The 15,302-nt window shown below is 66.6% G+C and carries 16 protein-coding genes; 8 read left to right on the top strand and 8 right to left on the bottom strand.

All coding sequences use genetic code 11. The annotated features are described in order from the left end of the window. The first annotated feature begins 6 nt into the window (after positions 1 to 6). Complete coding sequence (locus tag AC1ROX_RS08150) at positions 7 to 981, top strand: Bug family tripartite tricarboxylate transporter substrate binding protein (RefSeq protein WP_493124218.1); 975 nt, start codon at positions 7 to 9, stop codon at positions 979 to 981. A gap of 181 nt (positions 982 to 1,162) precedes the next feature. Here AC1ROX_RS08150 and AC1ROX_RS08145 read toward each other — a convergent pair whose 3' ends face one another. Then, complete coding sequence (locus tag AC1ROX_RS08145; RefSeq protein WP_493124217.1) at positions 1,163 to 1,924, bottom strand: SDR family NAD(P)-dependent oxidoreductase; 762 nt, start codon at positions 1,922 to 1,924, stop codon at positions 1,163 to 1,165. A gap of 136 nt (positions 1,925 to 2,060) precedes the next feature. Here AC1ROX_RS08145 and AC1ROX_RS08140 point away from each other — a divergent pair, with 136 nt between their 5' ends. From AC1ROX_RS08140 to AC1ROX_RS08130, 3 genes are all read left to right on the top strand, one after another. Then, positions 2,061 to 3,539, top strand: a complete 1,479-nt coding sequence (locus AC1ROX_RS08140; RefSeq protein WP_493124215.1) for a sensor histidine kinase — start codon at positions 2,061 to 2,063, stop codon at positions 3,537 to 3,539. Then, positions 3,536 to 4,189 carry a response regulator transcription factor gene (locus tag AC1ROX_RS08135; protein WP_493124213.1) on the top strand — a complete coding sequence of 218 codons (654 nt, stop codon included), beginning with the start codon at positions 3,536 to 3,538 and terminating at the stop codon, positions 4,187 to 4,189. Before AC1ROX_RS08140 ends, AC1ROX_RS08135 begins: the two co-directional genes overlap by 4 nt. Positions 4,190 to 4,262: 73 nt before the next feature. Further along, positions 4,263 to 4,670, top strand: a complete 408-nt coding sequence (locus tag AC1ROX_RS08130; RefSeq protein ID WP_493124211.1) for a response regulator transcription factor — start codon at positions 4,263 to 4,265, stop codon at positions 4,668 to 4,670. Positions 4,671 to 4,680: 10 nt separating this feature from the next. Here the strand turns inward: AC1ROX_RS08130 and AC1ROX_RS08125 are convergent, their stop codons facing one another. The 4 genes from AC1ROX_RS08125 to AC1ROX_RS08110 all read right to left on the bottom strand — a co-directional run bounded on the left by AC1ROX_RS08125 (position 4,681) and on the right by AC1ROX_RS08110 (position 8,350). Further along, a complete protein-coding gene (locus tag AC1ROX_RS08125; RefSeq protein ID WP_493124210.1) occupies positions 4,681 to 4,848 on the bottom strand; it encodes a hypothetical protein in 168 nt (55 codons plus the stop codon). Positions 4,849 to 4,929: 81 nt separating this feature from the next. Continuing rightward, positions 4,930 to 5,436 (bottom strand): Dps family protein, encoded by a 507-nt coding sequence (locus tag AC1ROX_RS08120; RefSeq protein WP_493124209.1) that lies wholly within the window; start codon positions 5,434 to 5,436, stop codon positions 4,930 to 4,932. Positions 5,437 to 5,606: 170 nt separating this feature from the next. Beyond that, a complete protein-coding gene (locus AC1ROX_RS08115; protein ID WP_493124523.1) occupies positions 5,607 to 7,193 on the bottom strand; it encodes a DHA2 family efflux MFS transporter permease subunit in 1,587 nt (528 codons plus the stop codon). Then, the gene (locus AC1ROX_RS08110) at positions 7,184 to 8,350 is read right to left on the bottom strand and encodes an HlyD family secretion protein (RefSeq protein WP_493124208.1); all 1,167 of its coding nucleotides are present in this window, start codon (positions 8,348 to 8,350) and stop codon (positions 7,184 to 7,186) included. The genes AC1ROX_RS08115 and AC1ROX_RS08110 overlap by 10 nt, the downstream gene beginning before the upstream one ends. 172 nt (positions 8,351 to 8,522) lie before the next feature. On the opposite strand from AC1ROX_RS08110, the gene AC1ROX_RS08105 reads away from it, so the two are divergent. The 3 genes from AC1ROX_RS08105 (at position 8,523) to AC1ROX_RS08095 (ending at position 12,520) form a co-directional block, all read left to right on the top strand. Next, positions 8,523 to 10,814, top strand: coding sequence for an FdhF/YdeP family oxidoreductase (locus tag AC1ROX_RS08105; RefSeq protein WP_493124207.1), 2,292 nt, complete (start codon positions 8,523 to 8,525; stop codon positions 10,812 to 10,814). 78 nt (positions 10,815 to 10,892) lie between these two features. Next, on the top strand, positions 10,893 to 11,945 hold the full coding sequence (locus tag AC1ROX_RS08100) for a catalase family peroxidase (RefSeq protein WP_493124205.1): 1,053 nt from the start codon (positions 10,893 to 10,895) through the stop codon (positions 11,943 to 11,945). After that, positions 11,942 to 12,520 (top strand): cytochrome b, encoded by a 579-nt coding sequence (locus AC1ROX_RS08095; protein ID WP_493124204.1) that lies wholly within the window; start codon positions 11,942 to 11,944, stop codon positions 12,518 to 12,520. The genes AC1ROX_RS08100 and AC1ROX_RS08095 overlap by 4 nt, the downstream gene beginning before the upstream one ends. A gap of 4 nt (positions 12,521 to 12,524) precedes the next feature. Here AC1ROX_RS08095 and msrA read toward each other — a convergent pair whose 3' ends face one another. From msrA to AC1ROX_RS08080, 3 genes are all read right to left on the bottom strand, one after another. Next, positions 12,525 to 13,043 (bottom strand): peptide-methionine (S)-S-oxide reductase MsrA, encoded by a 519-nt coding sequence (msrA, locus tag AC1ROX_RS08090; protein ID WP_493124202.1) that lies wholly within the window; start codon positions 13,041 to 13,043, stop codon positions 12,525 to 12,527. Further along, positions 13,040 to 13,489, bottom strand: coding sequence for a peptide-methionine (R)-S-oxide reductase MsrB (gene msrB, locus AC1ROX_RS08085; RefSeq protein ID WP_493124200.1), 450 nt, complete (start codon positions 13,487 to 13,489; stop codon positions 13,040 to 13,042). Before msrB ends, msrA begins: the two co-directional genes overlap by 4 nt. Positions 13,490 to 13,563: 74 nt before the next feature. Further along, entirely contained in the window at positions 13,564 to 14,454 is an 891-nt protein-coding gene (locus AC1ROX_RS08080; protein ID WP_493124198.1) for a LysR family transcriptional regulator, read from the bottom strand. Positions 14,455 to 14,563: 109 nt separating this feature from the next. Here AC1ROX_RS08080 and AC1ROX_RS08075 point away from each other — a divergent pair, with 109 nt between their 5' ends. Then, positions 14,564 to 15,292 carry an SDR family oxidoreductase gene (locus AC1ROX_RS08075; protein WP_493124196.1) on the top strand — a complete coding sequence of 243 codons (729 nt, stop codon included), beginning with the start codon at positions 14,564 to 14,566 and terminating at the stop codon, positions 15,290 to 15,292. The last annotated feature ends 10 nt before the right edge of the window (positions 15,293 to 15,302 follow it).

The raw sequence follows: 15,302 nt of genomic DNA, 5'->3' as shown, positions 1-15,302 counted from the left end.
AAACTCATGAGACTCGTTCAGTGGCTTACCGCGTTCGCTGCCGCCGTCGGTTTGACGGTTGCCGCGCCCGTCATGGCGCAATCCTATCCGAACAAGCCGATAAGGCTCATCGTGCCCTTCGGCGCCGGCTCGGCCAGCGACATCCTCGCCCGTATCCTCTCCGAGCCGCTCGGCCAAGCGCTGGGCCAGCCGATCGTCATCGAGAACAAGCCGGGCAACAACACGACCCTGGGCACCGAGATGGTCGTGACCGCGCCGCCGGACGGATACACGTTCGGCCTCCTGACCAATTCCGGCCTGGTCGCCAGCCCGGCCGGCCTCACCAGCGGCGTGCGCTACGATCCGGCCAAGGACCTGAGCTACATCTCGCTGGTGGCGTCGGTCTCCTATGTCTGGCTGGTCAACATCGACATCCCCGCGAAGACCGCGCCTGAACTGATCAAGCTGATCAAGGCCAATCCCGGGAAGTACAACTACGCGAGCGGCAACACGGGCGGGATCGCCTATGGCGGCCACATCAAGAATGCCTACCAGCTCGACGTGACGCATGTGCCCTACAAGTCGACGCCGCCCGCCCTGGCCGACCTGATCAGCGGGCATGTCCAGATCATGGTCGGCGACGTGCCCTCGTCGCAGAGCATGATCCGCGCCGGCAAGGTGCGGGCGGTCGGCATGACGACGGCCCAGCGCCACGCGCTGCTGCCCGACCTGGCGACCTTCTCGGAACAGGGCCTCGCCACGCCGCCCGACATGGGCGGCTGGTGGTGCGCCGTCGCGCCGGCCGGGACGCCGGACGACATCCTCGACCGGCTGAACAAGGAACTGGTCAAGATCCTCGAAACCGAATCGGTCCGGGCGAAGATGCTGCAGAACGGCCTCGTGCCGATGCCGTCGACGCGGCAGCAGGCGGTGCAGTACCAGAAGGATCAGTTCGTGGTCTGGAAGACCATCGTGAAGGACCTCGACCTCAAGGCCGAGTAGGGGTCATCGCGTTGGCCTGGCAGGCCGTTGAAAAGTCGGAGTCCTGGCGAGCAAACGAAATAAACGAAACGAACGAAACAAACGAATCGGAGGGCGGCAGCTCTTGAATCGTGTGTCGCGGTAACCGTTGACAGATCAATATTGCTCGCCGGAACTTCTCAAAACCTATTTCAACAGCCTGTTAGATGGCCATACCGCCCGAGACCTCGATGCGCTGGGCGTTGATCCAGCGGCCTTCCTCGGAGAGCAGGGAAGCGATCATCGGCCCGATATCGTCGGGAACGCCGGCGCGGCCCAGGGCAGTCATGTCGGCGACCTGTTTGTTGAGCGCGGGGTTGTCGCGCACCATGCCGCCGCTGAAGTCGGTCTGGATGGCGCCCGGCGCGACCGCGTTCACCGCGATATGCCGAGGCCCCAGCTCCTTCGCCTGGTAGCGCGTGAGCACCTCCAGCGCCGCCTTCAGGGCGCCGTAGGGCGCGTTGCCGGGAACGATGATGCGGGCGAGGCCGCTCGACAGGTTCACGATACGCCCGCCGTCGTTCATCAATGGCAGCAGCTTCTGGGTGAGGAAGAAGGCGCCCTTGAAGTTCACCCGGTAGAGCGCGTCGAGTTCTTCCTCGGTCGTCAGCTCCAGCGAATTGTGATGGGAGATGCCGGCATTGTTGACGAGATAATCGAAGCGCTCGGCACCGAGCGCGGAAAGCGCCTGCCGGACTTGGGCAACGAAGGTATCGAACGTATCGATCTCGCCGACATCGAGTTGCAGCGGTACGGCACGGCGGCCGATCTCCTCGACTTCCGCCACCACCGCCGCGGCTTCGCCTTGGGCGGACTTGTAGGTGAAGATCGAGTCGACGCCGCGCCGCGCCAGGCTGACCACCGTATTGCGTCCCAGACCGCGGCTGCCGCCGGTGACGATGGCAATTCCCTTACCCTGTTCCATCACACGCTTCCTATTGCTGGACCGGCGTTCGAGCGAGCGCCGTGCCCCAAATAGGCCCGATATCGCGCGTGTTTTGGATCCATACGTGCGGACGGCGCGCCCTATACCTTGGTTTGCCGGGACCGCTGGCGCTACCATGGGCTGCACCGCCTGGAGTCCTTCCTTCATGTCGCTCCCTGTCACGGCACCGGCCCGAACGAGCATCGTCCTGCCCGTGCTCACGGCCGTCATCGCCGCCGCGATCTTCATCGTCGACACGCTGACGACGCTCGATATCGCCGTCGCCGTCCTCTACGTCGCCGTCGTCCTGCTGGCCGTCGATTTCACGGGCTTCGCAGGCATCATGGCTGTGGCCGCGGGCTGCGCCTTGCTGACAGTCCTGAGCTTTGCCCTCACGCACGGCGAGTCAGCCGGTACGGGACCGGCCCTGCGCTGCCTCGTCAGCCTGGCCGCGATCACCATCACCGCGCTCCTCGCGGCACGCAACCAGCGCGCCGTGGCGGCGCTGCGCGAACAGGCCCGCCTGCTTGATCTCACCCACGATACCGTGTTCGTGCGCAATGCCAGGGACGTGATCATCTACTGGAACCGCGCCGCGGCGGATCTCTATGGCTGGCGCAGCCAGGAAGCGGTCGGCAAACGGACGGCTGAGCTGCTGCAAACGGTCTTTCCCGCTCCCTATCCGGAGATCATATCGGACCTGCAGCGCGACGGTCGCTGGGAGGGTGAACTCGTCCATACCTGCCGCGATGGGCGCAAGGTGGTCGTGAGTTCACGCTGGGCTCTGGAGCCCGATACTCGCGGCCGCCAGGGCTTCATTCTGGAAACCAACAACGACATCACCGCCCAGCGCGGTGTCGAGGACAATCTCCACCATACGCGCACGGAGCTGGCGCATGTCTCCCGCATCGCCACAATGGGCGAGCTTACCGCGTCCATCGCGCACGAGGTCAACCAGCCGCTCGCCGCGATCGTCGCCAATGGAGAGGCGGGGCTGCGCTGGCTCGCCAGGCCAACTCCGGAGCTCGGCGAGGTGAAGAAGTCGATCGAGGCCATGGTCCGCAATGGCCAGCGGGCGAGCGACGTCGTCCGCCGCCTGCGCGCCTTGTCGCGACGGTCCGAGCCGATCCATGCGCCGGTCGATCTGGCGGCGCTTGCCGACGAGACCTTGCTGCTCGTGGAACGGGAGCTGCGCAGCCAGCGCGTCCGGCTTTCCACGGTCCTTCCCGCCGACCTGCCACCGGTGGACGGCGATCGCATCCAGCTTCAGCAGGTCGTTCTCAACCTCCTGGTGAATGCCATCCAGGCCATGACGGCCGTCCCGGCAGAGCGGCGGTCGCTTTCCGTCAAGGTGGAACATACGATTGACGAGGACCGGCGGCAGGCGGTTACCTTGACGGTCGACGACACCGGCAAGGGCATCGGCGACGACGACCTCCCCCGGCTGTTCGACGCCTTCTTCACAACCAGGGACGATGGCATGGGCATGGGCCTTTCAATTTCCAGATCCATCATGGAGGCACATGGCGGCCGCATCGACGCGGTCAATCTGCCCGGCGGCGGCGCATCGTTCCGGATCTCCCTGCCGGTGATCGTGCCGGGAGGGGCGCCATGAGCCGGCGGCCCGCCCCGCCGGCGCCGGCAGAGATCGTCCCGGTCGTCTTCGTGGTCGACGACGACGAAGAGCTGCGTCTGGCGCTCGACAATCTTTTCCGTTCGGTTGGCCTGCAGGCGCGCCTGTTCAGCTCCGCCGCCGAATTCCTCAAGGCCGGCGCCGACGATAGCCCGGGCTGCCTCGTTCTCGACATCCGGCTGCCAGGCGTGAGCGGGCTCGAGTTCCAGGGACAGCTCGCGCGCGCGGGCGTCAACATGCCGATCGTCTTCATGACGGGACATGGCGACGTGCCGATGTCGGTGCGGGCGATGAAGGCCGGCGCCGTCGACTTCCTGACCAAGCCGTTCCGCGATCAGGACATGCTCGATGCCGTCGCCGCGGCCGTCGAGGCGGATCGGCGCCGTCGCGCGACGGAGGAAGCGGGGCGCGACGTGCGCACGCGCTTCGAGAGCCTCTCGCCGCGCGAGCGCGAGGTGATGACCCTGGTCACCCGTGGTCTCATGAACAAGCAGGTGGCGGGCGAGCTTGGCCTCAGCGAGATCACGGTGAAGCTCTATCGTGCCCAGGCCATGCGCAAGATGGACGCCGATACGCTTGCAGACCTTGTGCGCATGGCCGAGCAACTCGCGCTGCACGGGGGTCGCGGCTAGCGGCTTCGCCGGAAATTCATAAACGTACGTATAGCTATCGACGGCGCGCTGCCTCCGGCAGATTGCGCGGCAAATGTCACCGTCTGCAAATCCTTCGAGCCTCGACTTTCCTCCTCGCGTCGCGATCGTCGACGACGACGAAGCGGTGCGGGAGGCGCTCGGCAACCTGTTGCGATCGGTCGGCCTCGAGGTGCGGGCCTTCGCTTCGGCGGAAGCGTTCCTGGGCTCGCCCGAGCGGCAATCGGTCTCCTGTCTCGTGACCGACATCCAGATGCCCGGCATGGGCGGGCTGGAGTTGCAGCAACGCGTTGCCCAGTCGGGCAGCCCGCTGCCTGTCATCCTGATGACCGCCTTTCCGCGCGATCATGTCCGGCAGCAAGCCGAGGAGCAGGGCGCCGCGGGCTTCCTCGCCAAGCCCTTCGACGCCACCCGCATGATCGAGTGCGTCCAGCGCGCCCTGCAGCTGACGGCGCCCAACTGACCGTCGCCTTCTAGCCGCGCCGCAGGATCGACGGTGGGTCGCTTGCCGGGAAAGTCTCCGCAAGCTGCTCGTCGAGCCGGCGGTCGGCCTCCTTCTGTTCGTTCGACAGGGGGGCTTCGTTCGAATGCACGACGGGGGCGCGGCTCGGAGTCCGTTGCGATTTCGATTTACGGCTCATCGTTGGATTCCTTTGTGGAGGGACGATAATCGAGTCGTTCCGGTCCACCCGACTCGAGCGGCCGAGTGGACCCGGGTCGGCTCAGGCGCGGGCGCTCTCGAACAGGAACCAGGTCCGGCGCTCCGTCTCGTCGATCCAGACCTCGACCAGGCTCGCCGTCGCGACATCGCCATGCTCGTCGCAGAGCGCATGGACCTCGCGCAGGATGGTAATGAGCTGACGATTGTCGTCACGCAGCTCGGCCAGCATCGTACCCGGCGGCACGAAGTCGGCGTCGTTGTCGAGCAGGCGTTGCTGCCGGGCGATCTGGCCAACCGAGCGCAGCGTCGTGCCGCCGATCTTGCGGGCCCGTTCGGCGACGGGATCGGTCATCGCGAAGATCTGGTCGGCCTGCTCGTCGAGCAGCAGGTGGTAATCGCGGAAGTGCGGTCCCGACATGTGCCAGTGGAAGTTCTTCGTCTTGATGTAGAGCGCGAAGCAGTCGGCCAGGAGTGCCGTGAGGGACGTCGCCAGATCCTTGACGGCATTGTCCGAGAAGGCGCTGGGCGTTTGCAAGGCAGATGTCCTGCGATCCTGAATGGTGGTCATTGGCTTGTCTCCTTCGTGGATGGGAACTGATGGGTATGATGCATCTCGCAGGGCTCTCCCGGCGCGGCGAAGGCCACGACGACAGTCAGCGTCACCGCGATGCAGACGATGACGCAGGTAAGGATGAGATCGACTTTCGAGTATTTGCGCATGGTTGCTTCACCGACCGTTCAGTGGGCTGCCGGCGCCTGGCCGCCCAGCTTGACCTTGCGCAGGGTGAGGGCGAGGGCCGCCGCGGAGAGCGAGATCGCCATCAGCGTCCAGAAGACGTCGACGAAGGCCAGGAACGAGGCCTGCGTCACAACCTGCTGGCCGATCCAGGCGATCGCCTGCTTCTGGGCCTGCAGCGCCGAACTTCCATGGCTGGTGAAGTACTCGACCATCTGGCGCACCGTCTCTTGATAGGCGGCGCTGGAGGGCACGGACTGCTCGACAAGCCGGCTCTGGTGGAACTGCTCGCGATGAGCCAGCACGTTGGCCGACAGGGCGACTCCCAGCGAGCCACCGGTGTTGCGCGCCACGTTGATCAGCGCCGAAGCCTGGTCGACCTTGTCCGGCGATATGCCTTCGTAGGAGGCCGCGGTGATCGACAGGAAGATCAACGGCAGGCCGACGCCCAGCAGCATGCGCGAATGGGCGAGGTACCAGAACCCGACGTCGGTGTAGATGGCCGTCAGATTGTACATCGAGAGCGCGATGAACGAGGCGCCGGCGACGATCAGGTACTTGGGCTGGATTTTCGTCAGCAGGCGCCCGGTGATGAACATCATCGCCATGGTCACGACGCCACCGGGGGACAGGACGAGGCCGGCCCAGGTCGCGGTGTAACCGAGATCCTGCTGCACGAGTTCGGGCAGGAACTGCGTGGTTGCGAGCAGGATGGCGCCGGTCGCCAGCATCACGAGGAAGGAGGCGCCGAACTGCCGCGTCGCGACCATGCGGAAATCGATGGTCGGATTGCGCCGCGTTATCTCCCACGGGATCATCAGGACGAAGGCCAGGGCGCAGACGGCGGCGACGGCGACGATGAAGCCCGAGCCGAACCAGTCGTCCTCCAGGCCACGGTCGCACATGACCTCGAGCGCTCCCAGGAAGGTGGCGACGAGGGCGAAGCCCACGAGGTCGAAGCCACCGTCGGTCTGGCGTAGCCGTTGCCGCTCCTCGACCTGCGTCCGCGTCTCGTGCAGCAGGAGCGCGATCGACACGATCGTCAGCAGGCCCACCGGCCCGTTGATCAGGAAGCACCAGTGCCAGGAGACGTTGTCGGACAGCCAACCGCCCAGGGTCGGGCCGACGACCGGCGCCACCACGACGGCGACGCCGAACAGGGCGAAGGCCTGTCCGCGCTTCGCGGGCGGGAAAGAATCCACTAGGATCGACTGCGAGACTGGCACCATGCCGCCGCCGGCGATGCCCTGCAGGACGCGGAAAAACAGCAGCGCCTGCAGGTTCCAGGCGAAGGCGCACAGGACCGAACTCACCGTGAAGAGGGCGAGGCAAGCGATGAAGAAGCGCCGCCGGCCGAGCCGGCGGACGAGGAAGGCGCTGGCCGTCAGGCTGATGGCATTGGAGACCAGATAGGTCGTCACCACCCAGGAGGCCTCGTCCTCGCTGACGCCCAGGCCGCCCGCAATGTAGGGCAGGGCCACGTTGGCGATCGTGGTGTCGAGGACCTCCATGAAGGTCGCGATCGCGACCACTACGGCGATCAGCCAGGGATTCGGCGCCCGGGCGGCGACGGCGGCGCTCACAGCCAGCTCCGCAGGCGCTCATAGAGGGACGGCGCCGGGTCGGTCCGGACCGTTGGCACCACCGACATGCCGGGTCCCAGCGCCACGTCGGTCGGCGGCTGGTCGATCACGATCTTCACCGGCACGCGCTGCACGATCTTCACGTAGTTGCCCGTCGCATTCTCCGCCGGTAGCAGCGAGAAGGCGGTGCCGGAACCCGGCTGCACGCTGGCGACGCGGCCGTGGATCTCGCGGCCGGGATAGGCGTCGATCTCGAAGGTCACGGGTTGTCCGGGCCGCATCGCGTTGAGCTGCGTCTCCTTGAAGTTGGCCGTGACCCAGATCTGGTCGGGCACGAACATCGACAGGGCCGCGCCCGTCTGCGCGTACTGGCCGACCGCGGCGCCGAGTTGCACGACGCGGCCGGGCTGTGCCGCGACGACGGTGGTGTAGGAGAGGTTGAGCTGGGCCTGGTCGCGCCTGGCCTCGGCCTGCTTCAGGCTGGCCATGGCGGTGTTGCGTTGCGCCTTGAGCGATTCGAGCTGGCGCTGGGCGACGGTGACATTGGCCTTGGCGTTCGCGACCGCGGCCTCCTGCTGGTAGAGTTCGGAGATCGCAAGCTCGCCGGTCTGCTGGCTCGACCAGCCGTCCTTTGTCAGCGTGCCGTAACGCTCGGCCTGCTTCTGCGCATAGATCAGCTTCGCCTCGCTGAGCTTCACCTGCGTCTCGCTGGCGGTGATCTGCGCCTTCTGGACCTCGATCTGCGCATCGGCGTTGGCGATGCCGGCCTGCGCCGACGCGATTGCCGCCTCGGCCAGGGCGAGGGCCACCTGGTAGTCGCGCTGGTCGATGCGGGCGATCACGTCGCCCGTCGCGACGTGCTGGTTGTCGGTGACCGGCACAGAAGTCAGGTAACCCGGCACCTGCGGCGCCACGGCGAACTGTCGTGCCGCGATGAAGGCATCGTCGGTCGTCGCGAAGTGGCTGCTGTAGTCGAAATAGAGCCCGCTCGCCGCCAGCGCGACGATCAGGGCCAAGGCGCCCACGCCGCCGAGGAGCGTGCGGCGTCCGATGAATTCTTTGCGCGGAGCCTGCTGCGGCGTGGTTTCGGGCGCAGGCGGGAGCGGATCGTGTTCCGCGGGACGGCGTAGGGGGATCAAGGCGGCGGGGCTGCTGGGCGACATGACGGGCTCCTATCGCGGGCCATGCATCATTGCGTGGCTGCTGAGAGGATAGAGAGCGGGGCGGCGCGGCCAATTCAGATGGAAGTCTGGTGCCGGCATACCTTGGTATAGGCAGGCAGCTGTCACCTTTTCTCCGTATGATCGCTTCACGACATCGGACCGGGAGCAGGACATGGTCGACAGCAAGCGCATCCAGCCCTACAGCCAGCCCGCCGGCGGGTGGGGCGCGTTGAGGGCGCTCGGCGAGCACCTGGTCGAGCAGCGCATCCCCATCAAGGGAACGAAGACGCTCCTGCGCATGAACCAGCCGATGGGCTTCGACTGCCCGGGCTGCGCCTGGCCCGACCCCAAGCACACGTCTTCGTTCGAGTTCTGCGAGAATGGCGGCAAGGCGGTGGCCTGGGAATCGACCGCCGACCGCTGCACGCCGGAGTTCTTCGCCCAGCACACGGTTTCCGAACTGGAAGGCTGGGGCGACTACGATCTCGAGATGGCGGGCCGGCTCACACACCCGATGGCGTATGACGCCACGACCGACCACTACGTGCCGGTGAGCTGGGACGAGGCCTTCGCGACCATCGGCCAGCATCTGGCGGCTCTGCCCGATCCGAACATGGCCGAATTCTACACGTCCGGCCGCACGTCCAACGAGGCGGCCTTCCTCTACCAGCTCTTCGTGCGCGAGTTCGGCACCAACAACTTTCCAGACTGCTCGAACATGTGCCACGAGGCGACCAGCGTCGGCCTGCCGCTGTCGCTCGGCGTCGGCAAGGGCACGGTCCTGCTCGAGGATTTCGACAAGGCCGACGGCATCTTCATCTTCGGCCAGAACCCCGGCACCAACAGCCCGCGCATGATGACCAGCCTGCGCGATGCCTCACGGCGCGGCGCCACCATCATGTCGTTCAATCCGTTCCGTGAGCGGGCGCTGGAACGCTTCCAGGCGCCGCAGGACCCGGTCGAGATGGTGACCTTGGGCTCGACGCCGATCAGCTCGCGCCTCTACCAGGTCCGCGTCGGCGGCGATGTCGCCCTGGTCAAGGGCATGATGAAGATCCTGGTGGCGGCCGACGAGGAGGCCCGCGCCGCGGGCACCGCCGCCGTGCTCGACTGGGATTTCATCCACGAGCACACGGCCGGCATCGATGCGCTCATCGCCGACCTGAAGGCGACGGATTGGTCTCTCATCGAGCGCCAGTCCGGCCTTTCCCGCGCGGAGATCGAGGAGGCTGCGCGGGCCTATATGAAGGCCGAGCGCGCCATCGTCGTCTACGGCATGGGCATCACCCAGCATCGCCACGGCGCGAAGGCGGTGCAGCAGTTCGCCAATCTCTGCCTGCTCCGGGGCAACATGGGCCGGGAAGGGGCCGGCCTCTGTCCGGTGCGCGGCCACTCAAATGTGCAGGGCGACCGCACGGTCGGCATCACCGAGGTGCCGGCCGCCGACTTCCTCGCCCGCCTGGGCAAGCGCTTCGGCTTCACGCCGCCTTCGGCGCACGGACACAATGTCGTGACCTCGCTCGAGGCGATGGCGCGCGGCGAGGTGCGCGTCTTCTTCGGCATGGGCGGCAACATCGTGGCCGCGATACCCGACTGGCAGGTGACGCACGAGGCGTTCCGACGGCTCGATCTCACGGTGCATGTCTCGACCAAGTTGAACCGCAGCCATCTGGTGCACGGCCGCGAGGCGCTGATCCTGCCGTGCCTCGGCCGCACCGAACTCGACGTGCAGGCGACCGGCCCGCAATCCATCAGCGTCGAGGATTCGATGTCGATGGTGCACGCCTCGCTGGGACTGAACGAGCCCGCCTCGGAGCATCTGAAGAGCGAACCCGCGATCGTCGGCGGCTTGGCGCGGGCAACGCTCGGGGCGCGTTCGGTCGTGCCCTGGGAAGACCTGGTCGACGACTACGATCGCATCCGCGATGCCATCGAAGACGTGTTCCCGATCTTCCAGGACTATAACGAGCGCATCCGCGTGCCCGGCGGCTTCCACCTCGTATCGACGGCACGCGAGCGGATCTGGAAGACCGCGTCGGGCAAGGCGAACTTCCTGGTCTATGAGGGGCTCGTCGAGGACCCGACTCAGAAGGATGCCGACGTGCTCTGGCTCACCAGCGTGCGCAGCCACGACCAGTACAATACGACGCTCTATTCGCTGTCCGACCGCTATCGCGGCGTCTACGGCCAGCGCGACGTCGTCTTCCTCAGCGCCGCCGAAATCGAGAAGCGCGGCTTCGCACCCGGCGATCGCGTCGATGTCGTGGCCGTTAACGACGACGGCATCGAGCGGCGCGTGCGCGGCTACCAGCTCGTGGCCTATTCCTTCCCGGAGGGAAGCTGCGCCGCCTACTATCCCGAGACCAATCCGCTGGTGGCGATCGACGCTCACGATCCGGTGAGCTTCACCCCGTCCTACAAGGGAATTCCGGTGCGGCTCGTGCGCGCCGAGGCCGTCGCCTGACACCCTCACGGGCTCTTGAGCGACGCGCCCTCCGGGTTGCAGGCATACTCTCACCGACGACTAGGCAGGTGCTTACCCATGTTATCCTCATCCTCTCGCAACCCCTTGGCTTCACTGGCCGTGATCGCGTTGGTCATGGCGGGCGGCGCGGCCGCCTTCGCCTACACCGCGGGCTGGCTGTCGCCCGAGCGTCTCACGCCCACGCGGCTCGTCGCGGCCCTGGCGCCGCCCGGCGGACCCGCGCTCGGCCACCGGCGTAACCACGCCAAGGGCGTCTGCTTCACCGGCGAGTTCCAGTCGAACGGCAGCGGCGCATCGCTGTCGACCGCGCAGGCTTTCAAGCCCGGCACCTGGCCGGTGCTCGGCCGCTTCAATCTCGCGACGCCCAGCCCGAACGCGGCCGACGCGACGGTGCGGGTGCGCGGCATGGGCCTGCAGATCACGACGCCCGACGGCGATGTCTGGCGCAGCGCCATGATCGACGCACCGGTCTTCGCCGTGTCGACGCCGGAAGCCTTCTACGAACTGCTCCAGACGGCGCCCAAGGGAGGGGACGCGATGAAGGCGTTCATCGGCCGCCATCCGGAGTTCCTGGCCTTTGCCGGCTGGGCCGGAAGCGCGCCCTGGACCTCGAGCTACGCCGAGGATCCGTTCAATGGCCTCAACGCCTTCCTGTTCACCGACGCGGCCGGCAATTCCCGCGCGGTCCGGTGGTCGTTGCGGCCGGCGGCAACGCCGGTGGCCATCACGCCCGACGAGCTTGCGAAGAAGGGGCCGAACTATCTCGAGCAGGAGATCGCGCAGCGGGTCGCCGGCGCGCCGCAACGCTGGACCATGGTCGTGACCGTCGCGGAGCCGGGTGACAACACCGCCGATCCCACCAAGGCCTGGCCGAAGGAAAGGCGCACGGTCGAGGTCGGCACGCTAGTTGTGAACAAGGTCATCGCCGAGCCGGACGGTCCGTGCCGCGACATCAACTTCGATCCCACGATCCTGCCGCGCGGGATCAGCGTCTCCGACGATCCATACCCTGCGGCACGATCCTCCGCCTATGCCAGGTCCTACGATCTGCGCACGTCCGAGGCGAAGGATTACCCCCGCACGCCGGCCGCCGGGAGCACCAAGCAATGAGCCGCACTATGACCAATACGGTGATCCATACCCGCTTTTCCGGAGCGCAGCGCCTGCTGCACTGGGTGATGGCCGCCGGTATCGTGGCGATGCTGTTCATCGGCGTCGGCATGCTCTCGACCATCGCGCCGAGCTACGTGCCGCTGGTCGCCACACACAAGACACTGGGCGTCGCGCTCTTCCTGCTGGTGCTGGTGCGCCTCGTCCTGCGCCTCGCTCTGGGGACGCCGCCGCTGCCCGCCGACCTGCCGCCGTCGATGCGGCTGGGCGCGATCCTCTCGCATTGGGCGCTCTACGGCCTGATGATCGCCATGCCGCTGATCGGCTGGGCGATGCTGTCGGCGGCCGATTATCCGGTCGTCCTGTTCGGCAACGTCCGGCTGCCGCCGATCCTGCCGCAGAGCGACTCATTGCATACGCTGCTGTGGACCGCGCATCGCTGGCTGGCCTTCGCCTTCTTCGCGCTGATCCTGCTTCATGTCGCGGCGGCGCTATTCCATGCGCTGGTCCGCCGCGACGGCGTCTTCGAGGCGATGTCGCCGCTGCCGCAGGGCAGGGCGACGCCCAAGAGGTGAAGACTCAGGCGGCCTGACCGGCCTTGGTGCGGACCGGCAGCTTCCAGCCCGGCCGGACGAAGTGGCAGGTGTAGCCGTTGGGAATGCGCTCCAGGTAATCCTGGTGCTCGGGCTCGGCTTCCCAGAAGTCGGAGACGGGCGTGACCTCGGTCACGACCTTGCCGGGCCACAGACCGGAGGCATCGACATCGGCGATCGTGTCCTCGGCGACGCGGCGCTGCTCGTCGCTGGTGTAGAAGATCGCCGACCGATAGGACGTGCCGCGATCGTTGCCCTGGCGGTTCATCGTCGAGGGATCGTGGATCTGGAAGAAGAACTCCAGCAAGGTGCGGAAGCTCATCTTCGCCGGATCGAAGACGATCTCGATCGCCTCAGCGTGGCCGTCATGGTTGCGATAGGTCGCATTCGAAACGTGGCCGCCGGTGTAACCGACCCGCGTCGACACCACGCCGGGCATGCGCCGGATCAGGTCCTGCATGCCCCAGAAGCAGCCGCCGGCGAGAACTGCGCGTTCCTGGCTCATTTCACATCCTCCACCTGGTCGAGATAGGCACCGTAGCCCGCCGCCTCCATGTCCTTGCGATGGACGAAGCGGAGCGAGGCCGAATTGATGCAGTAACGCAGTCCGCCGCGATCGCGCGGACCGTCCGCAAAAACGTGCCCGAGATGGCTGTCGCCATGCTTGGACCGCACCTCGATGCGCCTCATGCCATGCGAATTATCGTGCAACTCGGCGACGTTGGCGGGCTCGATCGGCTTGGTGAAGCTCGGCCAGCCGCATCCCGATTCATACTTGTCGGCCGAGGCGAACAGAGGCTCGCCTGACACGATGTCGACATAGATACCGGGCTCCTTGTTGTAGAGCAGGGCACCGGTGCCGGGCCGCTCGGTGCCGCTTTCCTGCGTCACGTAGAACTGCTCCGGGGAAAGGTTTGCGACGGCCTCGGGAGTCTTCTTGTACGCCTGCATTTCCTGCTCCTGGTCACACCTGTCGGAAGCCTGCGAATATAGGGAGCCGATGGCCTTGTGTCAGGGGGCGGGAATCACCTCTGCCGCTGCAGGTAGTCGATCAGGACACGCAGCTTCGGGGCGATATTCCGGCGGCTTGGATAATAGAGGTAGAAGCCGGCGAAGCTCGGGCAATACTCTTGGAGGATCGGTTCCAGTTCGCCGCGCGCGAAATGCCCGCGGAAGCTTTCCTCCATGCCGAAGGTGATGCCGGCGCCGGCGACGGCGAGCTTGATCATCAGCGCCATGTCGTTGGTGGCGAACCGAGGGGCGACGGCGACGCTGAACTCCTTGTCTCCCTCGGCGAATTCCCAGCGATAGGGCGCGGCCTTGGGCGAGGGGCGCCAGCCGATGCAGGTGTGCGACGGAAGCTCGGCCGGGTGCTTTGGCACGCCGAAGCGCCGGCGGTAGGAGGGGGCGCAGACCGCCAGTTGCCGCTCGTCGCCGGCCACCGGGATCGCGATCATGTCCTGCTCGATCACCTCGCCCAGGCGCACGCCCGCATCGTAACCCTCGGCCACGATGTCGATCGCGTCGTCGGTCACGGTGACGTCGAGGTCGACCTCGGGGTTGGCCTCGGCGAAGCCCGCCAGGAACTGCCCCGCCAGGAAGCGCTCGGCGATCGAGGAGACAGCGACCCGCAGGCGGCCGCGCGGCCGGCCCTGCAGGGCGGCGGTCTTTTCCAGGGCGCCGCGCATCTCGGCGACCGCCGGCGCGATCTCCAGATGCAACCGCTCGCCGGCCTCCGTCAGGCTGACACTCCGGGTCGTGCGCAGGACCAGCGCGATCCCGAGGCTCGCCTCGAGGCGCTGGATCGTCTGGCTGATCGCCGACCGCGTGACGCCCAGCCGGTCGGCGGCGGCGCGAAAACTCCGCTCCTCGGCCACCAGCGCGAAGACGGACAGTGCATTGAGATCGGGCTCCATTGGTTAGCTCAGCTTTCCAGATTAGTAAGTGATTGTCGTCTTATCGCGACAATCACTCAGGTCCATGTTCGGGGCAAGCAAACCCGCTCGCTTCCGAAAGGACCCGATCATGTCTCTCGATAAAGTCGTTCTCGTCACCGGCGCCTCCAGCGGCATCGGCGCCGGCATCGCCCGCGAATTGGCCGGTACCGGCGCCAAGCTGATGCTGGGCGCACGTCGCGTCGACCGCCTGGAAGCGCTCGCCGCCGAACTCAATGCGGCGGGCGGCACGGCGCGTGTCTGCCCGCTCGACGTCACCGACTGGAAGAGCGTTGAGGCCTTTGCCGATGCCGCGCGTGCGGCTTGGGGGAGGGTGGACGTCATCGTCAACAATGCCGGCCTGATGCCGCTCTCCGCCATGGCCGCGATGAAGGTCGAGGAGTGGGAGCGCATGGTCGACGTGAACATCAAGGGCGTGCTCTACGGCATCGCCGCCGTGCTGCCGGAAATGACCGCGCGCGGCTCGGGGCACGTCGTCAACATCGCCTCGATCGGCGCCCTGCAAGTCTTCCCGACCGCCGCCGTCTACTGCGCGACCAAGTATGCGGTCCGTGCGATTTCGGACGGGTTGCGGATGGAGAACGACAGGATCCGCGTCACCTGCATCCATCCCGGCGTCGTCGAGAGCGAGTTGGCCAGCACGATCACCGATCCGGCCGCGGCCGAAGCCATGAGGACCTTTCGCGCGATCGCGCTGAAGCCGGACGCGATTGCCCGGGCCGTCCGCTTCGCCATCGAGCAACCCGACGATGTCGACGTGAACGAGATCGTCGTTCGTCCCATCGCGACCACCATGTGAGGAGATGACC

This window comes from Reyranella sp. GW821-FHT14A01 (assembly GCF_058803965.1).
Note: the sequence above shows the minus strand (reverse complement) of the source record. Positions and strands in the feature narration are given on the sequence as shown.

Excerpts from the sequence above, each read along its gene's own strand:
- AC1ROX_RS08105 (WP_493124207.1), top strand. The coding sequence starts at position 8,523 with ATGGTCGACAGCAAGCGCATCCAGCCCTACAGCCAGCCCGCCGGCGGG.
- AC1ROX_RS08130 (WP_493124211.1), top strand. The coding sequence starts at position 4,263 with ATGTCACCGTCTGCAAATCCTTCGAGCCTCGACTTTCCTCCTCGCGTC.
- AC1ROX_RS08110 (WP_493124208.1), bottom strand. The coding sequence starts at position 8,350 with ATGTCGCCCAGCAGCCCCGCCGCCTTGATCCCCCTACGCCGTCCCGCG.
- AC1ROX_RS08140 (WP_493124215.1), top strand. The coding sequence starts at position 2,061 with ATGGGCTGCACCGCCTGGAGTCCTTCCTTCATGTCGCTCCCTGTCACG.
- AC1ROX_RS08100 (WP_493124205.1), top strand. The coding sequence starts at position 10,893 with ATGTTATCCTCATCCTCTCGCAACCCCTTGGCTTCACTGGCCGTGATC.
- AC1ROX_RS08125 (WP_493124210.1), bottom strand. The coding sequence starts at position 4,848 with ATGAGCCGTAAATCGAAATCGCAACGGACTCCGAGCCGCGCCCCCGTC.
- msrA (WP_493124202.1), bottom strand. The coding sequence starts at position 13,043 with ATGAGCCAGGAACGCGCAGTTCTCGCCGGCGGCTGCTTCTGGGGCATG.
- AC1ROX_RS08095 (WP_493124204.1), top strand. The coding sequence starts at position 11,942 with ATGAGCCGCACTATGACCAATACGGTGATCCATACCCGCTTTTCCGGA.
- AC1ROX_RS08075 (WP_493124196.1), top strand. The coding sequence starts at position 14,564 with ATGTCTCTCGATAAAGTCGTTCTCGTCACCGGCGCCTCCAGCGGCATC.
- msrB (WP_493124200.1), bottom strand. The coding sequence starts at position 13,489 with ATGCAGGCGTACAAGAAGACTCCCGAGGCCGTCGCAAACCTTTCCCCG.
- AC1ROX_RS08150 (WP_493124218.1), top strand. The coding sequence starts at position 7 with ATGAGACTCGTTCAGTGGCTTACCGCGTTCGCTGCCGCCGTCGGTTTG.
- AC1ROX_RS08145 (WP_493124217.1), bottom strand. The coding sequence starts at position 1,924 with ATGGAACAGGGTAAGGGAATTGCCATCGTCACCGGCGGCAGCCGCGGT.
- AC1ROX_RS08135 (WP_493124213.1), top strand. The coding sequence starts at position 3,536 with ATGAGCCGGCGGCCCGCCCCGCCGGCGCCGGCAGAGATCGTCCCGGTC.
- AC1ROX_RS08120 (WP_493124209.1), bottom strand. The coding sequence starts at position 5,436 with ATGACCACCATTCAGGATCGCAGGACATCTGCCTTGCAAACGCCCAGC.
- AC1ROX_RS08080 (WP_493124198.1), bottom strand. The coding sequence starts at position 14,454 with ATGGAGCCCGATCTCAATGCACTGTCCGTCTTCGCGCTGGTGGCCGAG.